Genomic DNA, 24,008 nt, shown 5'->3' with positions numbered 1-24,008 from the left:
TTTCTAAACTTAAACCGAAGGGATTGGTTTTTTTGTCAAATGTAGATAATTTCAAAAAATTTCTGGAAGGCAATGCTGAGATCGTAGAAGTTCAAGTGGAGTATCTTAACGGTGATAAGAAAGATTATTCTTTGGATGATTCTAGAGAAGATGCAATCAAAAGCTTGATTAAGGAAGTAGATTGGGAGCAAGTTGATGAAATTGAACTGGAACATGCAGATGGATCCAAAACAGAGTATGAGTTAAATGAAGAAGAAGAAGACGGAGAAGAAGAAGAAGAAGAAGAAGAAGACGGAGAAGAAGAAGAAGAAGAAGAAGAAGAAGAAAACTAAGAAGAAGATGATGATGAAACAACAGACAAATCCAGTTTTATTGTAGACATAATGTCTCACCTCATTCAGATGTGTTGACTAAAGTAAATAATGAATAACCCGGTACATTTACCGGGTTAAATTGTTTTTGAAATGATACGATTTCAGTATTTTTCTCTTAGGGTACAAGCCAAATTCGGTTTAGTGAATAGAGGGTTATCCCTGTTCCCATACGGATAGAATATCACTAGCCACACGTTCCCATGTGAAATGCTGCTCGGCTAAACGCCGGCCATTAATTCCCATCTGACGTGCCTGCTTCAGGTCTGACAGCATAGTATTAAGATTTTGTGCGTATTCAGTTGGGTTTTCCGGGTCGGAAATTAAGATTCCATTATTATTTCTTACAATTTCCGGATTGCCTCCTCTTGCTGTTGTGAGAAAAGGAAGCCCGGCTGCCATGGCCTCATAATGAACACGAGCCAATGGCTCTTGCCAGATGGAAGTGCAGACAAATATATCCCCTGCACAAAACCAACGGTGCACATCATGAGCTTGCACATACCCGGTAGTGATGACCGGCAAGGGTGCACGCTCAGCCAGCGCCCGAACGTATGCAACATAATCGCTTACGGTGTTATCGCTGAACCAAGCGCCTCCTACTACGACAAGTACAGCGTCCGAATGCTGTAATTCGGACATCGCACGCACCAATACATGCGGACCTTTATTACGAGAAAGTCTACCTACAAATAAAATGATTTTCTTATTCGATAGGTTATATTCGGATCTTAAGCTTTCTCTTGCTTCCAGTGCGCTTGACGACTCAACCCAAGGGGCAAAACGGGCCAAGTCCACCCCTGAGTATATGGTTCTTAATTTCGGGCCGGCTTGAGGGAAGTAATCAAGAAGAGCGCTGCCTATATAATTGCTTATTGTAATAATACGTTCGGTTTGCTCCAAAACCGCATTGCCTTCACCTCTGCGGAGTTTGGCAGGATTAAACATATCGTTATGCATACTTAATATAATTCTGGAGTTAGGGGCAAACTTCCTGACAGGAAGGACCAGCTTAGGGCGATTAAAGATATGAATGATATGATATTGCTCCTGAGTGTTTTCAAGAAATTCGATCACACCTCTGGAATAAACATCTAATAACCCAGCAGAATCAATACGGATATAGCGGATACCGTCTACAATTTCCTCCAGTGGTAAATCGGGATCGGTTCTGCCGAGAATCGTTATTCTGTGATGCTTGCTTAAGAGAGAGGCCACTCCGCAGATATAGGTTTGGATGGCCCCGCCTCTAATATTTGGGACTGGCAGCTTTTCCGTACAAATCATCAAAATATTCACGAATTAACACCTATCTTTCCTAAGCAGTCTTTGGTCTGGGGTTATTCTGCCTTTTCAATGGATGTGAGATGTTCTTGTTGCCTTTTCCCTTTATGCGCTTCGAAATGCTCTTTTTTGATTTTAATAACGGTTTTACTGATTTTTTCAGAAGCGGTTTCTTTAGCTTCCGCACTAGTTTGACACGGGAGCCTGGTTTGGCTTTGAGAACTCTTTTGCGGATTTTTTTCTTGGTCTTGCCTGTTTTTTTACTGTTCTTGGTTTTTCGTTTGGGTATTCGAAGCGTGAAGCGGTTAGGTGCAGGAGCCGGTATGTGGATTAAGGCAGCAGGTACAGGATCTTGGTTAACAGCCGCTTGCTGTGGCATCTCAATTACTGGAACAGTTGGGATATTTACAGAAGCCTCCGAGTAGACAGGCAATTGTACTACCATTCTTTCTTCTGAAAATTGGGGTGCAATTTCTTTAAATGCCGGAACAAGATCAGGCTGCTGTATGAGAGGAGTATCCTTATTTGCAGAGACTAGATCGGGCTGGAAGGTGAAAGGAGTACCCTCCTTGGCAGATACGGGATCAGGCTGCTGGGTGAAAGGAATATCCTCATTGGTCGGTACAAGAATAGGCTGCTGGGTGAAAGGAGTATCCTCATTGGCCGGAACAAGACCAGGCTGCTGGGTGAAAGGAGTATCCTCATTGGCCGGTACAAGATCGGGCTGCTGGTTAAAAGGAATATCCTCATCGGCCGGTACAAGATCAGGCTGAACAGTGAACGGGTCATTCACAGCAAATGGCGTCTCCCAAAAGTCTTTTTGTGGAGGCAATAGAAGAGAGCGGTCTGGATGATCAAAGTTGTATAAGGTTTCGCTTTCCTCCATCGTGTAATCTCCAACCGGGTAATTCGATTTATCGTTTTCGAGCTCGGTTAAAACCTGCCATTTACTCGTTTCTGTTGCCATAACCCTTTGCAGGATCGCTTCGAGTTCAGTTTGAAGGAATAGAGTCGGCTCAAACACAATTTCTTTAACATGCTTATAAAACTCATTAGGAAAAGCCATATCTAACCATAATATTTCGAAGGTTTCCTGATCTATTGGGTTAGCTTGATGATAGGCGTCGATCATGCCGCGTATCCAGGTTATGTCCCAAGTTCCCATGTCATCCATCGTACTGGTCATCAGTTTGCGTAAATCGCGAATGGGCAGGTCATAGGATACTCCATCCAAATCTATAACCCAAATACCTCCCGGACCCATTTGGCCATTGGACCAACCGTAATCCTGGTGGGCGAGTCCCCAATGAGCTTCACCTTTGGTTAGCATTTTGGGGTAAGGGGACTGCTTGAAGCGCTCCAATATTTCATTAGCCTGCCTATCAAAATCATCAACGACAGCGAGTAAGCTTGCACTCGCAGGAGAGTCTCCATAAGCTTTGGCGATATCCCGAAACCAGCTGATTTTGGCAATGATTTTCTCATAGTATTTAGGCCAGCTGTACAGCCGGGACGATACCTCCGAACCAAATGGAGGAACATAGCCCTTGGAGTTTTTGTGGAACTCTCCCAGTCCGTAGCAAAGTGAAGCAGCGCCCTCCAGGTCGATCTTGGATACAGGCAGCAGCGGCTCTATCCATTCGGTTACGATCCACATCTTTCCGCCGGCTTCAACATAGTTATTGCCATCCTTGGTTGGAATGAACGATGGGACCCGTGCTCCTACACCAGCCATATACTCCTGAGCTCCGATACTAAAGAGGCTCCTTTGCGGACGACGGTGCAGGACCTTAATACTGCGGTTTCCTTTATTAGTACCGATTTTCCAAATAGCCCCGCCCTTGTCAGGCTTCGATGTAATCAGAATCATTTCATTAACCTGCATATCGTAAAGCTCCATCACCTGTCTGGCCAATATCTCCAATTCAGGTGGGACATATTGCTCATGAACTATTTCCGGAGATAAAATATGATCGATCCACGGAACGATTTGATAATTATCCACCACCATCACTCCATAACATGGTTTAATAAAAGATTACTTCTGCTGTGCAATGCGCTTGTGCGCATCTTCCATATCCAACTGAATAGACTGCTGATAAATATCGATAAGCTGCTCTACCATTTGTGAGATTTGAAACCTGTCATTGACGAATTTTTTGCCGGATTGCACTAAATGTGACTTGGCTTTGGGCTCCATATTAATAATTTTCCTCAAGTGGGCTGTTAACAAGGCTCTCGATAATTTTTTGTCACTATCATGATCCCCAAACCAGCAATCCCACGCTTTTTCATAATTATCCGGCTTGACGATCCCAAGAAGCCCTCTGCTTCCAGAAGCAATTAACGGCCGCTCACATGACATAGCCTCGAGTGCGACTCTCCCTGTACCAATTACACAATCGCTCAGCGAATAATAGGCGCCCATGTTCATTACCTCGCCGACATAATGAATGTACGTTTCGAAGCCGGGCTTCTGTTTAGTTGTAGCAAGCTTAATAATATCTTCCTGCTTGTTTCCTCCTCCCGCAATAATAAGATGCAAATTCGGATAACCATTATTCCTCATCGCATCAATGGTACGAATGATCTCCTCGCCAATCTCCCCTTTCTCCCAAGATAAACGTCCTGCGTACAAGATAATAGTCGCGAAGTGAGGAATGCCTAGCCTAGCTCGGAAATGGTCCAGATAAGAAGCGCCATACGCATGATATTCATGTGTGTCGATCCCATTGGCAATTACTTTGGAGTTGATCCCCTTCGATTTCAGCAGCCTTCTGATAGAAGGACTTACACAAGTAATCGTCGAGCTTTTTTGAGTAGCTTCTAAAAAATCCCTATCATAGTAAGCACCATGGACGGTAAATACGAAAGGAATGCTCATTTGTTCAGCGGCTGTCCGAGCCAGGCTGCCGGAAGGGATTTGATGTCCGTGCACAAGGTCGATTCGCTCAGATAGAATGACGGATTTAAGCAGCTGCAAATTTTTGATATGGTTTTCACGATCAAGCTCATAATTATCCAGGACAAAATCAATTTCGTAGAAAGGGCATCCTAAACCTAGAAAATGCTCTAGCAGCTTCCCTTTTTTACAAGCAATAACTACAATAGCGCCTTTTTTTATGAGTTCTCTTGTTATAGAAAGAGTATAGGTTTCGGTTCCACCTATGTTTAACTGATCGATCACCATTAAGATACGCATGGGTACTGAAAGCTTCGAAAGGATAGGGGGTTCCAGGGTTGCAGGGCTAGGAACGTGGATTTTTTTAAGCGTGACTGCGGTTTGTTTCTTCTTCTTAGGCAGTAAGGATTGTGCTCCCCGTTTTTTCTTTAGCATGGAATCACCTCCATTAAGCAGGTTTGGTTTGCATCTAGTTCTAAGCATATGTCATTAGGTGAATGGATGATATGTACAATAGTGGATTTTAGCCAAAAGCAATTTAAATCCGTCATAATCCCATATTCTTTTTCCGTTTCACGAATAATGTGTATAAATGTGGAGTTTAAATAATGTTGATTATGAGGTGGGAAGCTTGGATATTAATCAGCTGCCTCCCGGCGCGGTTCTAATAGGGCGGGGAAAACAAGGGTCGGTTTATAAGCTTTCATCTGACCGATGCATTAAATTTTATAACAACGAAAAACATGCTCGAATGGAATACAATTCATATCGCCTTGCCGAAGGCTCCCCGATTATTCCTAAACTTTATGAGAATGGGCCTAATTATTTGATTATTGAGTTCATTCAGGGGGAGCCGTTAAAAAAAATACTATCCAAAAGAGGAACTATTACAAGAAGCGATTCTGAGCAAATTTTACACATTATTTATGAGATGCAGCGCTTGGGCTTCACAAGAATTGATGCTGCATTATTTCACATTTATATTCAGCAGGGGCAGTCTGGCAAAATTATCGATTTGGTCAATTCCTACAACAGGGAGTATGATGTTCCCAAAGTTATGCTCAAAGGATTGTCGAAAATGAGTTTGCTGGCTCCATTCCTGAGGCATATCAAAGAGCTGGACCGTGATATGTACACAACATGGATGGATCATATCGTGACAAGGAGCGATCGTTATGGGAACCTCCGGGCATTTATCGAATGACGTTTTATTTGCGGTCAAATACTTGTCCCAATGGTTCCCGATAGGGAAGCTTAAAGGGATAGGGCGTAAATTAGGGGGATCCTACAATATCAATATCAAGGTGGAAACGAGCCAAGGTGAATTTGTAGTTAGAATCTTGAATCGGTCCAACACGGAGGAGCATTTGCATTATATTCAAAAAGTATTTGCAACGCTGAGTGAATATGGAGTACCGGTTTTAAATCCTATTCTTACATCAAGCGGAGATCCTTTTATTAACTACAAGGATAAGCTGCTACAGGTAACGCCCTTTGTAAAGGCAGATGCTTTTCAATGTCGGCATAATCAAGTCAGAGCAAGCGCTCGCACCCTTAGCGTCTTTCACCAATCGCTGCAAAACACGAGACCAGGGCCCGAGCCTGACTGGTCTTTCTATCGCTCACGCCATTACTTTGTGAATACCATCGATCTATTGAAGAATATAGAGGGTATTCCGAAGCATGAGCTTAAAAAAGTAGAGAAGCTGGCCGAACACATATTGGAAACCTGGGAGGAGTCTCAGGATGATTTACCAACTGGGATTATACATGGGGATTGGCATTTTTGGAATCAGCTGTATAAATCCGATGAAGTGTATTGTGTAATGGATTTTGACTTTATTCAGCAGGGAAAACGTGTTCATGACATTGCGTATGCGTTGTGGGCGATTTATATATTGCTGCCGGATTACGCCAAGACCTTTGATGAAATTTTTATTAAAGGCTACGCAAACCTGACGGAGGAGGAATTAAAAATTCTTCCCATCGCTATTGCCAAGGTAAGCTTGTTTTTCTTATGCCAAGCTGCTTATTCTTCCACGCCGGCTGAGAAGTGGCGCAAGCAGTATCGCAGACAGATGCCATTGATGGAATGGCTGTTAGCGGACGGTGAGCGAAGGATGTTTGAAGCGGTTCACGGTAAAAAAGAAGCGCCAATTCTTGATCCGGAGCTTGATCCGGAGCTTGATCCTGAGTCCGAGTCTGAAGAATCGGATCCGGATTCTAATATCGTGGCTAATCCTGAATCCGATTCACAGTCAGAATGGACTGAACTAGAATGAAAAGGCCGTAACCCTAATGAAGCGGTCACGGCCTTACCTACAATTATTTCAAGTAGCTGCTTCCGGTCGTAATGACTGTATCCTGAAAGTTTGTAACCGAAGCCTTCTTCTCGTAAAAGTGAGTTGCGTTCGCCTGAATGCCCTCACGCGTATAGAACGGGTCGTCTGGACTCAGCGGAAACTGTACCTTCACTCCAGTGCTGGCTGACTTGTAAATTCCTATAATTAATTCAAGCGTATTGCGCCCGCTCGCGCCATCAATGAGTATGGGGGAGCCGGTTTCAATAGCGGACATGAAGTTATCGATCTGTCCGGTATGTCCATCGAACTGTACCTCAGGCAAGGCGTCGTATAGCTCTTGTATTTGTTTCTCCAAATCCGGATAAGGCTCAGGAAATCCATTGCTCCTTGAGCTTGAGGCTTTTAGCTTCCACGGGGCAGAAATTCGTGCATCTTTCCCTTGGAAGATGAGCTGTTGTTCTTCACCGTGATGAACGACAGAGCTTGTAATTTGAGCTAAGGCGCCTGTTGGAAAACGCAGCATAGCGATCGAAAGATCCTCGACCTCGGCATTATCATGCGAGGTGTTGCTCATAAATGCCTGCAGTTCACTCGGCCGTCCCATCATCCAAAGGAACGCATCGATATGGTGAACGGCATGGTTGAGAGTGCAGCCTCCGCCTTCTTTCTCCCATGTGCCGCGCCACCATAGGTCATAGTAACAATGTCCTCGCCACCAGAAGGAATCCACCTGGGCGTGAACGATAGGACCCATTAAACCGCTTTCGAGCACCGATTTCAGCTTCATCATCGGTGTTTTGAAGCGGTTTTGCGCTACAACAGAGAGGATTTTCCCGCTTTCTTCAGCTGCTTGATTCATTTCATCACATTCCTGCAAAGAAGAAGCCATAGGCTTTTCTACCAAGACATGCTTGCCTGAACGAAGAAAATCTACTGTAATAGAAGCATGGGTATAAGGTGGGGTACATACGGATACGAGATCAATATCCTCTTGCAGCAGTTCTTGATAATCCTTTACCGCTTTAGCATTCAGTTTGTATGTATTAATGCGCTCCAGTGCTTTGTCTTCGTAGATGTCAGCAATCGCAACAATTTGACAGCGTTCAGGAAATTGCAGATAAGCCTCGATATGAGCCCTGCTTATCGCACCTGCCCCGATAATAGCTACTTTTAACATCGTATAGAACCTCCATGTATTTGGATTATTCATAAACCCGACTATCCAGAGTATACATGTGTACTTGTATACAAGTCAATCGAAAATTTCTTTTGTTTACTCGTTAGGAAAGCTGGGAAAGCATTATGCAAATGAATCAGTAAAGGATATAATCAAAAAAATGGAAGCTGATGAAAGGCATGAACTGATTCTATCATTCGTACATGAAATGGGGATGCGGCATGTATAGTGTATTGATCGTGGATGACGAGCCTTGGGTATTAAAGGGAATACGCAGCACATTTAAATGGGATAAGCTTGGGTTCCAGGTCATCGGGGAAACGACGGATTCCCTGGAAGCTTTCGACATCATAGTCCGTCAGAAGCCGGATGTTATATTGACAGATATCAGAATGCCGGAATTGTCCGGAATCGAATTGATGAAGCAGTGCAGAGAGCAGGGGATAAGGTCGGAATTTATCATCATAAGCGGTGCCTCCGATTTTCATTATGCCCAAGAGTCGATCCGTCTCGGCTGTTTCGATTATTTGTTGAAACCGCTTCAATTTGAAGAAGCAGAAGCATTGCTTGAGCGGCTATTGCGGCATCTGGAGCGGGTCAAACATCAGAAGGACATGGATTTCCTGGACACACTGAATCATGCGGATGATACCATGATCAAACAGCTGTTAATAAGCAGGGGGGTTACGTCGACCCAATTCCAAACTGTTTATTTATCAGCCGCTGCACCCGAACAGCTGGAACAGGCCGCAATATGGGTCCGGAATATAGAGCACATCATTGTCCGTGCAGACCCTAATAAAATGATCCTAATACTCGGCTGCTCCGATAATCAATATCCGCTGCTCGCTGCCCAATATGAAGCGGCTTCAGCCCATATCAAGGATCGCTTCTACATAGGAGTCAGTGAAACCTCCTCTTCACGGGAAGAAATCTCGAAGCTTATTGAGGAAGCTCATGTTGCTATGCATTCCTCCTTCATCTACTTAACCGGCGGTGTGTACAAGCAGAGCAAAGAAATTCACCCAGTGGTACGAAAGGTCGTACAAGTCATTTGTGCCGCTGTACATCCTTCTTCTCCTGATCAGGTCAGCATGCTGCTAGATGATATTCCCGAGCTTTTTAGAAAAGAAGGGGCGGGTATGAAGGATGCGGTATATTTGTGGAACCAGATTATCTCTACATTTAACAATAAATATAACGGAGGAGAGGTTCATTTTCATGAGGAGCTAAGCTTTATGGATTACGGAGCCCTTGTCAATAAATTCGATAACCTGCAGGAGCTGTGTGAATGCTTGAAGCATTTTATTCAATCAGGCATTGAATCTGCCTTGCCTGAGCCGGATCCGACGGTTAATGAGAATTTCAAGGAGCTGCTTGAGTTTGTAAACCTTCATTATGAGGAAGACCTTCATCTCAGAGAGCTCTCCAATAAATTTTATATCAATTATACCTATTGCTGCGATTTGTTCCAGAAGACGGCCAAAGTTACCTTTACGGATTACGTAACTCGTCTGCGTATGAAAAAGGCGGGGCGCCTCCTGAGGGAAAGCGATTTAACGATTTCGGAAATTTGCCGGGAAACGGGTTATAAGGATTACCATTATTTTAACAAAGTATTTAAAAAGTGGTACGGAATCACACCTACAAATTACAAGAAGAGCCAGATGGATCCAAACTATGGAGAGGGCAGAGGATAAGATGAGAATCATCTCCCGATTGAACCTAAAGAATCAGCTGCTGCTGCTCGTAGCAATTTCTACGTTGATGATATTTTCATTGCAGATTTTTTACTATAGTAAATTTTACAGTTTGGCTGAAGATAAGGAGAATGTGCATACTTCAAGAATTATAAGGCAAGTAGAGGAGAATATTATCTCCTTTACACAGGATATTAAAGATGCCGCCTTGGCCTCTTCCTACAACACAGTCATTCATGATTATATGGGCTCGGATGATCCTATCTACAGGCTTAAGCTGAATAAAAATGTGCTGGAGATTATTTCGGGGATCAAAGCTTCCAACAAAAATATCGAATCGATTATTTTAGTAGATAAAGAAAGGAATATTGTCGGCGCTTCAAGTCCGTTTGATTATCTCATTCTTGGGGAGCTTGAGAAGAAGTACCATCCCGATATGCGCTACCCGGAATCGCAATTTTTCGGTAAAATTTATAATCCCGAGAAGATGGAGAAGTTAGCCTATATCTATGTTCATCCTGTATTTTCCTCCTTAAATGAAACGAATGGCTTTACTGAATTGGGCATGGTTATTGTTGTTTACAAGACGGAAATTATGGACCGGATATTGACGGATATCAAAGCGACTCCAAGCTCGCTGCTGCTGATTCTCGATAGCGAGTACAATGTCGTTTCGGCTGATGAGCGTTTTATGAAAGGCAGCTTGTTTGATAGTGAGATTCTTAAAGGCATTGATAGCCATATTAAGGATCAGCAAATACAATTTCGGGAAAAGCTGAATCATGTTCAAGCTAAAGATATCGAGCAGTTGAATTGGAAAATTGTAAGTCTCATTCCTGTGAATGAGATGACAGATGAGCTTCGTTTGGTCCGAAACATTGGTTTTATTATAGGTGCTGTGATGACGCTGCTAATTTTAATTATGGGCCTTATTTTTATCCGTAGTGTAACCGTTCCTTTTGGCCGAATTGTCCGTTTTGTTAATTACATAGGGAACAATGGGGGAAAGCAGAGATTGCAGCTGCCTGTAAAAAATGAAATAGGAATATTGTCCATAGAAATTAATAAGATGCTGGACAAGCTGGATGAGACGAATGAGCTCTTCATTCAAGCCCAAACCTCTCTGTACCAAATGGAAATTGCCAAAAAACAGGCGGAATTATCGTTTCTGCAAAGCCAGATCAACCCGCATTTTCTTTATAATACATTGGAATGCATCCGCAGCATCGGTTTAGCCAACGGGGTGATGGAGATTGTCGAGATTTCCACCTCGATGGCCAAAATTTTCAGATACAGTATCAAAGAGGAAAATTTCGTCCGCATAAGAAACGAGCTGGAATGTATTCAGGACTATGTTCGTATTATGTCGATTCGTTATATGGATAAATTTAACGTCTCTATTAGTGTGGATGAGGATATTCTGGAAATGAGAATGCCCAAAATGATTTTGCAGCCGATTGTGGAGAATGCTATTTATCATGGTCTTGAACGGAAAAACGGAAAAGGAGTATTGACCATAACCGGTTTGGTGACAGCCGATCATACGGTCAGATTCGAAATATCAGACAGCGGCAAGGGAATGAAGGCGGAAGAATTGGAGAAGCTGAGGCATTCTCTGCGCGCAGTTGATCCGACCGAGGGAGACATCGCTTCAAGAGGGCTGGGCTTGCTTAATATTCATCAGCGCATTCGGCTTGCTTTCGGAGAACAGTATGGCATTGAGATTTACAGTATTGATAACGAGGGTACACAAGTCATTTTACATATCCCGCTTGTATCAAACCGAATGTAAGCAAGTTCCGAAAATAGTACCCTATGTTCCGAAACGAATCCGTAGCGCAATTTTAGAAAGCGGTTACAATTAATAGTATATGTACGCAATCCGCACATGAATGGTTAGATGATTTTCTCCGGTACTAAAAGGGAGGGACGTGTATGCGCCGAAAGCTCGTATTGCCACTGACTATAGTTCTGCTTACAGCGATGATGTCCGGGTGCAGCACTGTTGACCGGCACAGTTCTGCCGACAAAGCGAGTCATGGAAGCAAAAGCGATGAGGATTTGCTTGTTGCGGAAAGGATGCCAGGTCACCATGAGCTGTTTACATTGAAGGCATTATCGAATACTCCGCTGGAAACGCCGGACTTGAACAACCGCTTTTGGACCCGAATACAGGAAATGTTTCAAGTAAAGCTGCAAGCTGAATTTATTCCACTTGACGACTACGACAGAAGATTGAGAATGGTGCTTTCATCTGGAGATTTGCCCGAGGTTATGGTGTTGAATACGATTGATGACAGTGTGTTTAATAAAGCTGTCAAGCAAGGGCTGTTCTGGGATGTCAACGAATTGGCGGGGAATTTGGAGAGCTTTCCAAATTTGAAGCACAATATTTCAGAAACCGCTTGGAAATATACGAAAATCGAAGGTCGGAATTACGTGATTCCCCGTGCACGCCCGCTGTTGGATGGAGGGCTTCATTGGCGTCCCGATTTATTTAATAATTTGGGGCTGCCCCAACCGATAACATTGGATGAATACGTAAATTCCTTAAAGAAAATTATGGATGCTAATCCTGACAAGCGTTATGTCGGGCTGCATTTTGAAGAAGCTTTTTTCAATGCATTTGGCGGGTTTGAAGCGGTATATAACAACGAAGGCGGGCTTATCTACAAATATTTTACCGACAGCTATACGGAATTTGTGAAATGGTATCGTCATGTTTACAGCATGGGATTGATGTCGAAGGAATTTGCAATTTTAAAGGGGAGTGATAAAGAAAATATGTTCCGTTCGGACAAAGCTCTCACTTATTTCAGGAATATGTATCACAGCTATACGTACGAGCAGGAATTGAAGAGGATCGACCCTGGCTACGAGGCTGGCGTTATCACCTACTTGAATGGACCCAAAGGACACTCGGGAGAATATGGAATGGCTTTCACTGGAGGGTTCGTCATTGCCAGAAGCGTTCCTAAGGATAAGGCGCTGCGAATTTTGCAAATGTACAACCAGGCTGCCGCACCGGAAGTGACGGATCAGCTGCTTCGCGGCTTTGAGGGTGTTCATTACAATAAGGTAGACGGTAAACGAATTCCAACCGAGCTGGCTAAAAAAGAGCTTAATAATGCGGTGATGCAAATTTTTCCAAACGCCGATGACGAATGGCAGAAGGTCGTGAACTACACCGCACCGAAGGAATGGAACGATAAAATGAAAGCAGTGGCCCAAACTCTATATGAAGCAGAAGAAAAAATAGATCCGTTCCGCGTCATCAGGTCGGAAACCTGGTTAAAGCAGTGGCCCAAGGTGCAAGACGATTATATATCGATACGAACCCAGGCTGTAATGGGCTTGATTCCGATGGAAGAATACGAGGACTTCGTGAAAAAGTACAGGGAGAAGCCTGAGTTCAAGAAGGCGTTTAAAGAGTTTGCGGACAGCTACGAGCTTATGATGAATTAAAGGACAAAGAATTAAACTTTGAAGGGGCGATGTATATGTTGGAGCTTCAATCATGTTATGTGAAGGATTTGGACAGTAAGTGGACCATGAGCCATTTATCCAATCCCTACCATTTACTGCTGTTTATTACAAGCGGCCGTTTAATTTATTGGGTTGATGATGAAACTATACCGCTACAAAAAGGAGATGTTTTGTTTGTTCCGGCCGGCTCAGTACGCAGTGGAAGCGCAATCGAATACCATCAAAGATATGCCACTTTTTTCGGTGTGCAAGAAGATGAGCTGACTAAACTGGGGCTCCCAATACTGGATAGGCGGAAAACCTTCAAATTGAAAATTCAAAATTTTCCTTACTTTAAACAGAGATTTTCCTTACTAAATCATCATTGGCTGATGAAAGGGGCTTATCTTGATACATTTTGTAACGCTATCCTGCTGGAAATGCTCAGTATGGTTAATTATGACTTGGATTATGAGGAAGTGAGCTCTAAAAAAATGAAGCTTGTAAAGGATATTAAAAATTATATTCTTAAGCATTACAACCAGTCCATCAAGCTGCAGGAGCTATCGGAATTCGGCGGGAAAACCCCTAATTATATTTCCTGTATTTTTAAAGAGGTGACAGGCTTTACCCCTATTGAATATCTTCACGATGTACGGATATCGATGGCCAAGGATATGATGCTGTCCAAGGGAATGTCCATTCGCGAAATATCGGAGGAAACCGGATTTTGTGATCAGGCTTATTTTAACCGTGTGTTTAGAAAGCTGAGCGGCTGTTCGCCAACAGACTTTTTAAATGAGAAATCGGGCTGAAAAATTTTTTTGATTTTTTGTAGGATTATACAAATGTACGGGGATCGTTAATGGTGCACAGTGGAAAAAGAAACTATGCTTACGGTGTAGGGATGAGCTCTTGGTTCCCGGATTGGGCTCGCTCACCTCGCTAAAACTATTCAAACGGAGGTATCACCAATGGAGCAAACTTGCTTGCAGTACGCTTTAACCGAGGAAGAACGCAAGGCTTTTGAGGAAACCGGATATTTGATCGTGGAGAATGCTTTATCCCCCGAGCATGTGGCAGCGCTGACCAAGGAAGTTGACCGTATATTCGATGAAAATGTTCAGGCAGGTCACGATACAACCAAAGCTTTATTTCATCCCAACTTTATTCCGGATCATGAGATGTTTCTCGATCTCGTTGATTATGAGAAAATACTGCCGAAGGTTTGGGGGATTCTGGGCTGGAATATTTATCTGTATCATGCACATATGATTGTGACGCCTCCGACCGGGCAGCAGCCTACGGATAAGACGTTCGGGTGGCATCAGGACAGCGGACGGATGAATGTGGAAATGGAGTCGGAGCCGCGCCCGCGGATGTCGATTAAGGTAGCTTACTTCCTCTCCGATCTGTCAGAAGCGGGACGGGGCAATTTCTGGATCGTGCCGAACAGTCATCTGAAAAATTCGATGAGCCGTCCGGAAAGCGGATTCGGTCAGCTGGAAGGGGCGATTCCGGTTTGTGTGAAGCCTGGTACGGCCGTATTTTTTGATCGGCGCCTATGGCATTCGGCAAGCCCGAACTGGTCGGATATTACTCGGAAAGTGCTCTTCTACGGATACGGCTATCGTTGGATCCGGACGAAGGATGATATGACGGTTCAAAGCCTGTGGTCCAAAGCCGATCCGATTCGCCGTCAGCTGTTGGGAGCGGGAACGAATTGCAACGGGTATTATACACCTACCGAAGAGGATGTTCCACTGAGAGAATGGCTTAAGGAGTATTCACCCAGTCAGGTAAAATAATGGTGAATATAAGGCAAAGGAGGTGTAGTAGATGTCCATCAATGAAGAAACTGTAAATCCGGCGGCAAGACAGAATAAGCGGACAAAGCCGGGTATTATCGATTGTGATGTGCACCCCATTCCCAAAAGTTTGGATCAAATTAAACCGTATATGCCTAAATACTGGAGGGACCGTTTCCGTGGAGGCGGGAGAGGGTTGTTCTATGGCAATCCATTCCACGGCATGCGCCAGGATTCGCATCCGCCGGGTGGAGGTCCGGCCGGCTCCGATCCAAGCTTTGTCAGGAAACAATTAATAGAAGAAAACAATATTAAGACGGCCATTCTGATCCCCCGGGAAAACAGCTGTCAATTCCCGGATCTGGACTACGGCAATGCGATAGCCTCCGCCTATAACGAGTGGATCGCCGATACTTGGATCGGGCCGGATAATTATGATGGGGTGTTCAAATCATCAATTGTCATCAATCATAGCGATCCGGTTAATGCTGCCAAGGAAATCGACCGTTGGGCTGATCACAAGCACAACATTCAGGTAACGACCGATTCCGGCGCCAGATTTCTGATGGGCCACCGGAATTTTCACCCGATCTTCGAGGCTTGCTGCCGCCATAACTTGCCGCTCGCGCTGCATCCTGGATTAGACGGAATCGGCATTAATATTCTTCCGTCGCCTGGTAATCCGAGCCATTATATCGAATGGCATACCTGTATGTCGCTCAGCTTTCAGGCGCATCTGGTCAGCCTGCTCACCGAAGGAACCTTCGAGCGCTATCCCGATCTACGGATCGTGCTTGTAGAGGGCAGCTCCACATGGCTCGTTCCTTTAATGTGGCGGCTTGACATGGAATACAAGGCGCTTCGGGTTGAGATTCCATGGGTGAAGAAGCGCCCGAGCGAATATTTGCGTGACCATATTCGCCTTACTTCACAGCCGCTGGAACGGCCGGATAACGATGAGGATATGCTGCATATGCTTCGGATGATGGATGCCGAGCATCTGCTGATGTTCTCCAGCGACTATCCGCACTGGGACTTTGATAATCCGAAGCTGACCTTCCCCAAGCTTCCGGAGAAGCTGTATAACCGCATCTTTTTCGAAAATGCGGAGGAGTTCTACGGCTTGAAGTAAATCATCCGGCTTGAATTAAGGAGGGAGGAAGGCTTATGGCTAAACATATTGTTGGGAATACAAATGAAATTTTACCGGGTCATAAAAAAATCGTATCGCTAGAGGGTCTTTCAATCGGTGTTTTTAACGTACATGGCAAATATTACGCTGTGAAGAACAGCTGTCCGCACCAGCAGGCTCCATTATGTGTGGGAAAAGTGTCGGGGACAACGCTTCCGTCCAAGCCAGGCGAGTTTCTGTACGGACGAGAGGGTGAAATATTGAGATGCCCTTGGCATGGCTGGGAGTTCGACTTGACCAACGGTCATTCCCTCTTCGATCCCAACCGCTGCTGGGTGAAGACGTACGAGGTTGAAGTGGGGCAAGCAGAAGTGGAGCTTCCGAAGCTGGAAACGTATCCCGTCAATGTGGAAGAAGAGCAAGTGATCGTATCTATTAACAGATAAACGGCAAGCTTGAAGGAGGTCGCGTACCATTGACACAGACCAAACAAGGCATTATCGATTGTGATGTACATCCCTATCCCAAGGACAAGGATGAGATTAAAGCCTTCTTGAGTCAGCCTTGGAAGGATAGGTACAACAGCGGTGGCAGAGGTTTTTTTGGAAACCCGGTTCATGGCGAGAGACTGGACTCCCGTCCACCCGGCGGAGGTCCTGGCGGCTCCGATCCTGATTTTCTGAGAGAACAGCATATTAACAAATTCGGAATCGACCATTGTATCTTATTGCCGCGCGCTTTTTGCAACCTGCATCCCGACCCTGATTTTGGAACAGCCATTGCTGCTGCCTACAATGAATGGCTTGCAGCAACATGGTTAAGCAAATATAACAGCGATGGCGTATTCAAGGGGTCCATTACAATTGCACATCAGGACCCTGCGGCGGCGGCCGCAGAAATTGAGCGCTGGGCCGATCATCCACATTTTGTTCAAGTTATGACCGACTCGGGCGCGAGGGCGCCTTTTGGGCAGAGACAATACTATCCTATCTACGAAGCATGTGAGAGGTATGGACTTCCTTTGGCGATTCATCCCGGTACGGACGGGATGGGTATCAATATTCAGCCAACACCAGGATATCCTACCCACTATATTGAGTGGCACACCTGTTTGTCGCTAGGCTTTCAAGCGCATCTGGTTAGCTTGCTTACCGAAGGTGTGTTCGAACGATTTCCCGGTTTGAAAATCGTGCTGGTTGAGGGTGGAGTGGCCTGGCTGCCGGCATTGATGTGGCGGCTTGACGCCGAGTATAAGGCACTGCGATTTGAAGTGCCATGGTTGAAGAAGAGGCCAAGCGAATATCTTCGCGAGCATGTGAGGCTTACCTCCCAGCCATTGGAGAGACCGGAGCCGGATAAGTTTTTACTTCAAACGCTTGAGATGATGGACGCGGAGCATATCTTGATGTTTGCCAGTGATTATCCGCATTGGGATTTCGATTCACCGCGGTTTGCTTTTCCCAAGCTGCCGGAAGCGCTGCATAAATCCATATTTTCGGATAATGCAAGAGCTTTGTATAGGCTGTAGTTAGGCTAAAGGAATCGTTAGGAAGGGGGAGATAGGGATGTTCATTAAAGAAGTAGCGGCAAGCCTGTATCCATGGGACATTCATGACGAGGGCGCTGATCATTGTATCGATACATTAGCTGAGCATGCTAACGTCAACAGCGTGTATCTGGTAGGTATTATGCATAAGGAGAAACGCCCGCTCAGAGAGCTGTATTATCCGCATAATCCAAAACGTAAATTTTATATGCCGGAAGATAGCTGTGTGTACTATAGGCTGGATCAAGCGGATTTTGCGAATACACCGTTAAAACCCATATACAGTTCTGTAGATTTTCTCAAGGATACGGATTGGCTCGATGTGCTGATTGAAAGCGCCAGAAGCAGAAAGAAGAAGGTCGGTGTAGAGATTTCCCACACGATTTTTGATGCATCGATTGCAAAGCGAGATTTTCCTTACCTGCTGCAGCGCAAAATAGACGGTTCTCTGCTATCGTTGCTATGTCCTAACCATGAGCATGTCCGAGAATATATTCGAGGACTGTTTCACAGCTCGGTCAAGCAGCATGATATTGATTTTATTCAAAGCTGCCTCATCCTGTTTGCTGAGGGAGGGAAGATGGGCTGGAACAATCAAGCCGTTGCTGATGAGAAGGAACTGCATGTGCTCCTGAGTACGGTCGATGCCGGTTGCTTTTGCGGAGCTTGCAGAGCTAAAGCAATGGCTATGGGGTATGACTGGGACCGAATTGTCTCGGATCTGCAGCAGCTGACCAGAATTCGCAATGGTGTGGAATTGAGTGACGGCTTAGGAAAAAAATTGCTGGAGCAAAGTAATTTATCGGTGACAGCATTGCTGTTGCAGGTGCCGTCTTTGTATCAATGGCTGGAATTCCGGCAAAAAAGTATAACCTCCTTATTCAAGGATATCCATCAGGCCGTCAAGTCGGCTAACCCGCGAGTCGAGTTCCGTTATAATACTTACTTGAAATATCCGGAGCTGTCCGGACTTGATTTTGCAGCCATTCGGGATTATATCGATTCCATTCGCGAATCAGATTACTCGGAAATGTGGGGAACAACGGAACAGCTCGCTGCCAAAAGACAGAAAATTCTGAAAATACGCAGTGGAATAGGCTACGACAAGGATGTCATTGCTGCAATCGATGTAAGGCCGAATGTCAAAGGAGAGAGTAATGAAGACATCATTAAGCGCAGCGTAAAGCTGATTAGTAACCTTGGGGTCGATGGTTTATCTTTGGGACATTACGACGAGGCTACACTTTCCAGGCTGCAAGCGGTGAAGGCGGGGATGGAAGAATCGGAAATGCTGCTTTATTGAGGGGGGCTCTGCTTGGCTGGTTTACGTATATCTTTGACGGAGTTGGAACGAATAACGGTTCAATTGCTTCAAGCATCGGGATTAACTGAAGATAATGCGGCTATTGCAGCTGATGTATTCATGAGGGCCACTTACCGTGGAGTCAATCATCATGATATGAATGAGCTCCCTGGGCGTTTAGCCGGTCTTGCTGCCGGCAAGGTGAAGGCCAATCCATCCATTACACGGATTAACAAGTTTGGTGCATTGGAAAATTATGAGGGGGATAACGGATTAGGGGAGCTTTGCGGCATGTTCATTATGAGAAGAGCGGAGCAATTGGCTGATGAGCATGGGATCGGTCTGTGTGCGATACGCAATACCCATCATCTGTTAGCTTCAACGCCCTATGTGGAGACTGCTGCGGAGCATGGCTATATCAGCTATATCGTAACGAGGGGAGCACCAACCATGGGGGCTCCCGGCAGAAAAGAGAAGGTGATTGGCACTAGCCCAATGGGTTATGCGATACCTACCGACAACGATTATCACATCATGTTCGATGCTTGTCTCGCGTATGCATCCAATGGGGTGCTGGCTGAGAAAGCGGCGGCGGGGGAAAGCGTCCCTCCGTATTGGGGGCTGGACTCGCAGGGAAGAGCAACCGGTGACCCGGCCGCAATTTCCAAAGGAACCCGTCTTCCTGTAGGTGCTCATAAAGGCTTCGGGCTTACGATACTGGGCGAAGTCATCACCGGAATACTTGCAGAGGGGCAAATCATTGATGAACCGCAGGCAGGCAGCGGTCTAGTGGGCATTCCCTCGCATACCGCAATTTGCATCAAGGCGGATGGGCTTCTGGGTCAGCGGAAATTCAGGCAGCGGACGACTGAAATGGCAGACAGGATGGAGGCCAGAGCGGCTGGCTTGCAGCTTCCGGGACAGCGATCCGCCAGGAGTAGAAATGAGATCATTAGCGCAGGTGCTATTGACTTAAAGGAAGAATTGGTCGCTAAACTCAATGAGTGGTCCGGTAAGCTTGGTATTGCTCCACTATGCTAATAATCCGGGGAAGACGATAACCATAAGGAGATGAATGGGATGCAAATAAACGGTTTTAGAAAAACAGCCCCATTGCTTGCCGTTGCTTTAATGTCATCCGTAGTTAGTGCATGTTCGGGGTCGCAGCCGGCCAGTGACGGGAAGGGCAGTACGGATGCTCCGGCGGCGACTAATAAACCTTTTAAATACAGCACGATGGTATCTACTTTCGCCGAAGTTCCGGATATGAAAAATCAGTTCTGGTCGCGCTTTCAAAAGGAAAATAATTTGGAAATGGATGTTCAGTGGATTCCCGATCCTGAGTTTCAAACGAAATTGAATTTAGCGATTGCCTCTGGACAGCTGCCTGACGTAGTTTCAGCACAAAATCCTCATGATGTTAACACGATGAATGCGGTTGACAAAGGCGTGTTCTGGGATTTGGGCCCGTTTCTGGGTGATTTGAGCAAGTATCCGAATTTGAAAAAAAATGTGCCCGAAGCAGCCTGGAAATATTCCAAATATAAAGGGACCTATTACTTTATCCCGCGAGCGAGGTCACAGATTAATACGGGTTTCTTGATCCGCAAAGATTTACTGGACGAGGCAGGGTTAGCTATGCCCAAAACTACCGATGAGCTGTACAACGCGCTCAAGCAAATCAAGGCCAAGGATACGAGCGGCAAGCTAATTGGGACTCTCTTCTTCGATAACATGGCCTCCGCCTTCGGTTCCTTCACTCCACAGTATAACGCTGAAGGAGGTCTTTACAGAAATATATTATCGGATGCCTACACCGACATGGTGGACTGGTACCGCAAATTATTCAAGGACGGTCTAATGTCTCCGGAATTCTCAGCAGTGAAGGGGGCAGAGCCGGATAATTTCTTCGCTGCAGGTAAAACGGTGTTCCACACGAAAAATTACTGGCATCAATACCGGATGGAGCAAGAAAATAAAAAGCTGAAGCCCAATGCGCAAGTGGAGATTGTTCCCTTCATTAAAGGGCCGGGAGGTGCGGCTGCCTACCTGGAGCCAGGCTTTACGGGAGGGCTCTTTATTCCGAAAAGCGTTCCGGAGGATAAGCTGAAGAAGATACTGGAGGTATTCAACACTGCTGCTGGAGATGACAATTCGAAGGCACTGTTTTATGGATACGAAGGTGTGCATCATAAAGTTGAAAATGGCAAATACATTATGACCGACGTCGGTTTGAAAGAAATCCAAAGCTTTACGAATGACCCGTTTACGATCAAAAGAAATGAATGGGATAAAGTAGACAGCCCGCTCGCACCTGTTGAAGTCGATAAAGCAAATCGCGAGAAAGTGAAGGTAGTGTACGATACACTGACGGTCGATCCTTTCCGAATCATTCGTTCGGCTACCTGGACGGCGGAATGGCCGAAATATTCGGATGAATTCGAGAAGAAGAGAACCGAAGCCATTATGGGAAAAATCAGTATGGAAGATTACAAGAAATATATTGATGGGCTAAGAAACAATGCAGCTCTCAAGAAAGCTTTTATGGAGCAAACGCAAAGCTATAAGGAGTATTTCGGCAAATAATTGGAAGCCTGTGGAACAACAAGTCAACCTGTACGGGCGGCTGTAGCCTCGTGCGGGTTGACCCTCGCTATTTTCTCAATGAAAGGAGCATGCGAATGAAAACGGAAGAGGCCGTTTTGAATAGCCATGCAGTCAAAGAGCGACCGCATACACGTACACGCTCGTTTTGGTCGGACTATGTTAAATATCGCTACATGTATCTGCTTGTTATTCCTGGCTTTCTTTATTTCGCCGTCTTTAAGCTCGTACCGATGTGGGGATTGCTCATCGCTTTTAAGGATTACAATCCGATTGTTGGATTTGCTGAGAGTCCCTGGGTAGGCTTGAAGTTTTTTAACGAGATGTTTGCCGATGAGCATTTCTACATCATGCTGCGGAATACGCTGCTGATCAACATATTCGGGCTGGTGTTTTTCTTCCCGCTGCCTATTTTATTGGCGATCATGTTGAATGAGGTGCGGCATGAAGTTTTTAAACGGATTAATCAATCCTTGGTCTATATGCCGCATTTTTTATCTTGGGTAGTCATTGCGAGTCTTACTTTTTTTATTTTATCGGTCGATGTAGGTCTGCTCAACAAGCTCATTCGGCTTTTCGGCCTGGAGCCGTATTCCTTCCTGAATGATGTGAATTTATTTTGGGGCTTGCTGACTGCTCAGAGCATATGGAAGGATGCGGGCTGGGGGACCATTATCTTCTTGGCGGCCATCGCCGGCGTGAATACGGAAAGATACGAGGCGGCAGTTGTGGACGGGGCGAACCGCTTCAGACAAATCTGGCATGTTACTTTGCCGGCCATACGGCCAACCATCGTCATTCTGCTCATTCTTCGGCTGGGGCATATGACGGATGTCAATTTCGAGCAGGTTCTGCTGATGATGAATCCGCTGGTGCGAGATGTGGGAGATGTTTTTGACACGTATGTATATAACAACGGTATTTTACGGGGAATGTACAGTGTGGGCGTTGCAGTAGGATTTTTCAAAGGTCTCGTCGGCCTTGCGCTTGTGATGGCTTCCAATTACGTTGTCAAAAAGATGGGACATGAGGGCATTTACTAAGTAATGCTTACGAAGTAAACTTTGCTAAAGCAAAGTTCAGATCATGCTTACGATGCTAGTTTTTGCTAAACGCAAAAACTTTTAGGAGGAGTAAACCCGTGAGCTTTGTACACCAGAAAAAGGTTACTGCATTTGATGTCATCAACTACACGCTGCTGGCAATCATCTCCGCGATGTGTTTGTTTCCATTTCTTTATGTGTTAAGCGTGTCATTAACTCACAGATCGGTGTATATTCCATATGCGCTGCAGCTGATCCCGGAAAAATGGTCGCTCGGGGCATACACTTATATTTTGTCCTCCAACAGCTTTGAGAACGCATTGCAGAGCACCGTATTCATTACGGCTGTAGGCACCTTATTAAATGTTGCCTTTACCTTTACTATGGCCTATGGACTGACGGAACGCAAATTGCCTCACCGCAGATGGATTTATGGGCTTGTTGTGTTTTCACTCGTATTCAGCGCCGGCATTATTCCGAGCTTCCTGCTTGTTAAGGAATTAAGCTTAATGAACTCCTATTGGGCATTGATCATCCCAACGCTCACTAATGCGTGGAGCTTGATCGTTGTAAAAAGCTTTATGGATTCCTTGCCGGCAGAGGTGATCGAATCGGCCAAAATGGATGGCTGTACGGAGCTTGGCGTCTTTTTCCGAATCATCCTGCCTTTATCCAAACCCGCTTTGGCAGCCTTCGTGCTGTTTTTCGCCGTATCTCATTGGAATACTTATTTCAATGCACTGCTATATTTAACCGACGCCAAAAAGTGGACGCTCCAGGTTTTGGTTAAATCTTTAGTTCTTGATAATAGCGCCAAAACCGTTGGGATGGAAGCATCTATAGGCGATGCGTCTCCACCGTCGGAAACCGTTCGCTCAGCCTCGATTATTCTTTCCATATTGCCAATTCTTGTCGTCTATCCATTTCTGCAAAAGCATTTTGCCAAGGGAGTTATGATCGGTTCTGTAAAGGGCTAGGTTTGAGATAGTGGACACTAATACGGTAAAGATTTGGACGGTAAATAAAAATAAGGGGCTGTCCCAAAAGTCATTTTGAGACAACTCCTCCACCATTTTATCCTGAATAGATGGTTGCAAAAAAGCCCTCAATTCCACTTTAATAATTGAAGGCTTTTTTGCACATTCTTGTGTATTCTTAGTGATGAATAGGATGAGGTCGCTTTCCAGCGCGTACTCATCGCGGGTATCGGGTTCGTGGTTCGGTTACGGCATTGCATGGCAGTCTGGCGCACTTCGTGCAATTATCAGGAAAATGTCAGGCTGTCGAGAAAGTCTCGGCAGTCTTTTTTTTCTTTAATATAATTCACCAATTCACCGCGTTAATTTGATATAATATAGTAAATAATTTGG

At 45.1% G+C, this 24,008-nt stretch carries 20 protein-coding genes; 16 read left to right on the top strand and 4 right to left on the bottom strand.

What is annotated here, in order from left to right:
* Positions 1-32 precede the first annotated feature (32 nt).
* Positions 33-332, top strand: a complete 300-nt coding sequence (locus ACFQ0C_RS02590) for a hypothetical protein (protein WP_379363690.1) — start codon at positions 33-35, stop codon at positions 330-332.
* A 195-nt stretch (positions 333-527) separates the two neighbouring features.
* Here ACFQ0C_RS02590 and ACFQ0C_RS02585 read toward each other — a convergent pair whose 3' ends face one another.
* From ACFQ0C_RS02585 to ACFQ0C_RS02575, 3 genes are read right to left on the bottom strand one after another with little or no spacing between them, the layout of a single operon-like run.
* Positions 528-1,670, bottom strand: a complete 1,143-nt coding sequence (locus ACFQ0C_RS02585; protein ID WP_379363688.1) for a glycosyltransferase family 4 protein — start codon at positions 1,668-1,670, stop codon at positions 528-530.
* A 19-nt stretch (positions 1,671-1,689) separates the two neighbouring features.
* Positions 1,690-3,660 (bottom strand): CotS family spore coat protein, encoded by a 1,971-nt coding sequence (locus ACFQ0C_RS02580; protein WP_379363686.1) that lies wholly within the window; start codon positions 3,658-3,660, stop codon positions 1,690-1,692.
* A 33-nt stretch (positions 3,661-3,693) separates the two neighbouring features.
* The gene (locus ACFQ0C_RS02575) at positions 3,694-4,992 is read right to left on the bottom strand and encodes a glycosyltransferase (RefSeq protein WP_379363684.1); all 1,299 of its coding nucleotides are present in this window, start codon (positions 4,990-4,992) and stop codon (positions 3,694-3,696) included.
* Positions 4,993-5,188: 196 nt separating this feature from the next.
* On the opposite strand from ACFQ0C_RS02575, the gene ACFQ0C_RS02570 reads away from it, so the two are divergent.
* The gene (locus ACFQ0C_RS02570) at positions 5,189-5,761 is read left to right on the top strand and encodes a hypothetical protein (RefSeq protein WP_379363682.1); all 573 of its coding nucleotides are present in this window, start codon (positions 5,189-5,191) and stop codon (positions 5,759-5,761) included.
* Positions 5,733-6,839 (top strand): phosphotransferase, encoded by a 1,107-nt coding sequence (locus tag ACFQ0C_RS02565; protein WP_379363680.1) that lies wholly within the window; start codon positions 5,733-5,735, stop codon positions 6,837-6,839. The genes ACFQ0C_RS02570 and ACFQ0C_RS02565 overlap by 29 nt, the downstream gene beginning before the upstream one ends.
* A 43-nt stretch (positions 6,840-6,882) precedes the next feature.
* Here the strand turns inward: ACFQ0C_RS02565 and ACFQ0C_RS02560 are convergent, their stop codons facing one another.
* Positions 6,883-8,037, bottom strand: coding sequence for a Gfo/Idh/MocA family protein (locus ACFQ0C_RS02560; protein WP_379363678.1), 1,155 nt, complete (start codon positions 8,035-8,037; stop codon positions 6,883-6,885).
* A 221-nt stretch (positions 8,038-8,258) separates the two neighbouring features.
* On the opposite strand from ACFQ0C_RS02560, the gene ACFQ0C_RS02555 reads away from it, so the two are divergent.
* The 13 genes from ACFQ0C_RS02555 (at position 8,259) to ACFQ0C_RS02495 (ending at position 23,615) form a co-directional block, all read left to right on the top strand.
* Positions 8,259-9,737, top strand: coding sequence for a response regulator transcription factor (locus ACFQ0C_RS02555; protein ID WP_379363676.1), 1,479 nt, complete (start codon positions 8,259-8,261; stop codon positions 9,735-9,737).
* Positions 9,718-11,529, top strand: coding sequence for a sensor histidine kinase (locus ACFQ0C_RS02550; RefSeq protein WP_379363674.1), 1,812 nt, complete (start codon positions 9,718-9,720; stop codon positions 11,527-11,529). Before ACFQ0C_RS02555 ends, ACFQ0C_RS02550 begins: the two co-directional genes overlap by 20 nt.
* 143 nt (positions 11,530-11,672) lie before the next feature.
* Entirely contained in the window at positions 11,673-13,202 is a 1,530-nt protein-coding gene (locus ACFQ0C_RS02545; RefSeq protein ID WP_379363672.1) for a type 2 periplasmic-binding domain-containing protein, read from the top strand.
* Between the two features lie 35 nt (positions 13,203-13,237).
* The gene (locus tag ACFQ0C_RS02540) at positions 13,238-14,017 is read left to right on the top strand and encodes a helix-turn-helix domain-containing protein (protein WP_379363670.1); all 780 of its coding nucleotides are present in this window, start codon (positions 13,238-13,240) and stop codon (positions 14,015-14,017) included.
* Between the two features lie 159 nt (positions 14,018-14,176).
* Positions 14,177-15,010: a phytanoyl-CoA dioxygenase family protein gene (locus tag ACFQ0C_RS02535; RefSeq protein WP_379363668.1), complete on the top strand. Its 834-nt coding sequence runs from the start codon at positions 14,177-14,179 to the stop codon at positions 15,008-15,010.
* A 31-nt stretch (positions 15,011-15,041) separates the two neighbouring features.
* Positions 15,042-16,142, top strand: coding sequence for an amidohydrolase family protein (locus ACFQ0C_RS02530; protein WP_379363666.1), 1,101 nt, complete (start codon positions 15,042-15,044; stop codon positions 16,140-16,142).
* A 35-nt stretch (positions 16,143-16,177) separates the two neighbouring features.
* Positions 16,178-16,588 (top strand): Rieske (2Fe-2S) protein, encoded by a 411-nt coding sequence (locus tag ACFQ0C_RS02525; RefSeq protein WP_379363664.1) that lies wholly within the window; start codon positions 16,178-16,180, stop codon positions 16,586-16,588.
* Positions 16,589-16,617: 29 nt separating this feature from the next.
* A complete protein-coding gene (locus ACFQ0C_RS02520) occupies positions 16,618-17,670 on the top strand; it encodes an amidohydrolase family protein (RefSeq protein ID WP_379363662.1) in 1,053 nt (350 codons plus the stop codon).
* A 37-nt stretch (positions 17,671-17,707) separates the two neighbouring features.
* The gene (locus ACFQ0C_RS02515; protein ID WP_379363660.1) at positions 17,708-18,991 is read left to right on the top strand and encodes a hypothetical protein; all 1,284 of its coding nucleotides are present in this window, start codon (positions 17,708-17,710) and stop codon (positions 18,989-18,991) included.
* A gap of 12 nt (positions 18,992-19,003) precedes the next feature.
* Positions 19,004-20,032, top strand: coding sequence for an Ldh family oxidoreductase (locus ACFQ0C_RS02510; RefSeq protein ID WP_379363658.1), 1,029 nt, complete (start codon positions 19,004-19,006; stop codon positions 20,030-20,032).
* 39 nt (positions 20,033-20,071) lie between these two features.
* Entirely contained in the window at positions 20,072-21,577 is a 1,506-nt protein-coding gene (locus ACFQ0C_RS02505) for an extracellular solute-binding protein (RefSeq protein WP_379363656.1), read from the top strand.
* Positions 21,578-21,672: 95 nt separating this feature from the next.
* Positions 21,673-22,638, top strand: a complete 966-nt coding sequence (locus ACFQ0C_RS02500; RefSeq protein WP_379363654.1) for an ABC transporter permease — start codon at positions 21,673-21,675, stop codon at positions 22,636-22,638.
* Between the two features lie 98 nt (positions 22,639-22,736).
* On the top strand, positions 22,737-23,615 hold the full coding sequence (locus ACFQ0C_RS02495; protein WP_379363652.1) for a carbohydrate ABC transporter permease: 879 nt from the start codon (positions 22,737-22,739) through the stop codon (positions 23,613-23,615).
* The last annotated feature ends 393 nt before the right edge of the window (positions 23,616-24,008 follow it).

The sequence above is a fragment of the Paenibacillus sp. GCM10027630 genome (genome assembly GCF_042676305.1).
Classification (GTDB): Bacteria; Bacillota; Bacilli; order Paenibacillales; family NBRC-103111; genus Paenibacillus_S.
This window is presented reverse-complemented; position numbering and strand designations above follow the sequence as displayed.

What these genes read in the sequence shown, in the direction of transcription:
- ACFQ0C_RS02575 (WP_379363684.1), bottom strand. Translation starts at nt 4,992, where the DNA reads ATGCTAAAGAAAAAACGGGGAGCACAATCCTTACTGCCTAAGAAGAAG.
- ACFQ0C_RS02565 (WP_379363680.1), top strand. Translation starts at nt 5,733, where the DNA reads ATGGGAACCTCCGGGCATTTATCGAATGACGTTTTATTTGCGGTCAAA.
- ACFQ0C_RS02560 (WP_379363678.1), bottom strand. Translation starts at nt 8,037, where the DNA reads ATGTTAAAAGTAGCTATTATCGGGGCAGGTGCGATAAGCAGGGCTCAT.
- ACFQ0C_RS02555 (WP_379363676.1), top strand. Translation starts at nt 8,259, where the DNA reads ATGTATAGTGTATTGATCGTGGATGACGAGCCTTGGGTATTAAAGGGA.
- ACFQ0C_RS02550 (WP_379363674.1), top strand. Translation starts at nt 9,718, where the DNA reads ATGGAGAGGGCAGAGGATAAGATGAGAATCATCTCCCGATTGAACCTA.
- ACFQ0C_RS02545 (WP_379363672.1), top strand. Translation starts at nt 11,673, where the DNA reads ATGCGCCGAAAGCTCGTATTGCCACTGACTATAGTTCTGCTTACAGCG.
- ACFQ0C_RS02540 (WP_379363670.1), top strand. Translation starts at nt 13,238, where the DNA reads ATGTTGGAGCTTCAATCATGTTATGTGAAGGATTTGGACAGTAAGTGG.
- ACFQ0C_RS02535 (WP_379363668.1), top strand. Translation starts at nt 14,177, where the DNA reads ATGGAGCAAACTTGCTTGCAGTACGCTTTAACCGAGGAAGAACGCAAG.
- ACFQ0C_RS02530 (WP_379363666.1), top strand. Translation starts at nt 15,042, where the DNA reads ATGTCCATCAATGAAGAAACTGTAAATCCGGCGGCAAGACAGAATAAG.
- ACFQ0C_RS02525 (WP_379363664.1), top strand. Translation starts at nt 16,178, where the DNA reads ATGGCTAAACATATTGTTGGGAATACAAATGAAATTTTACCGGGTCAT.
- ACFQ0C_RS02515 (WP_379363660.1), top strand. Translation starts at nt 17,708, where the DNA reads ATGTTCATTAAAGAAGTAGCGGCAAGCCTGTATCCATGGGACATTCAT.
- ACFQ0C_RS02505 (WP_379363656.1), top strand. Translation starts at nt 20,072, where the DNA reads ATGCAAATAAACGGTTTTAGAAAAACAGCCCCATTGCTTGCCGTTGCT.
- ACFQ0C_RS02500 (WP_379363654.1), top strand. Translation starts at nt 21,673, where the DNA reads ATGAAAACGGAAGAGGCCGTTTTGAATAGCCATGCAGTCAAAGAGCGA.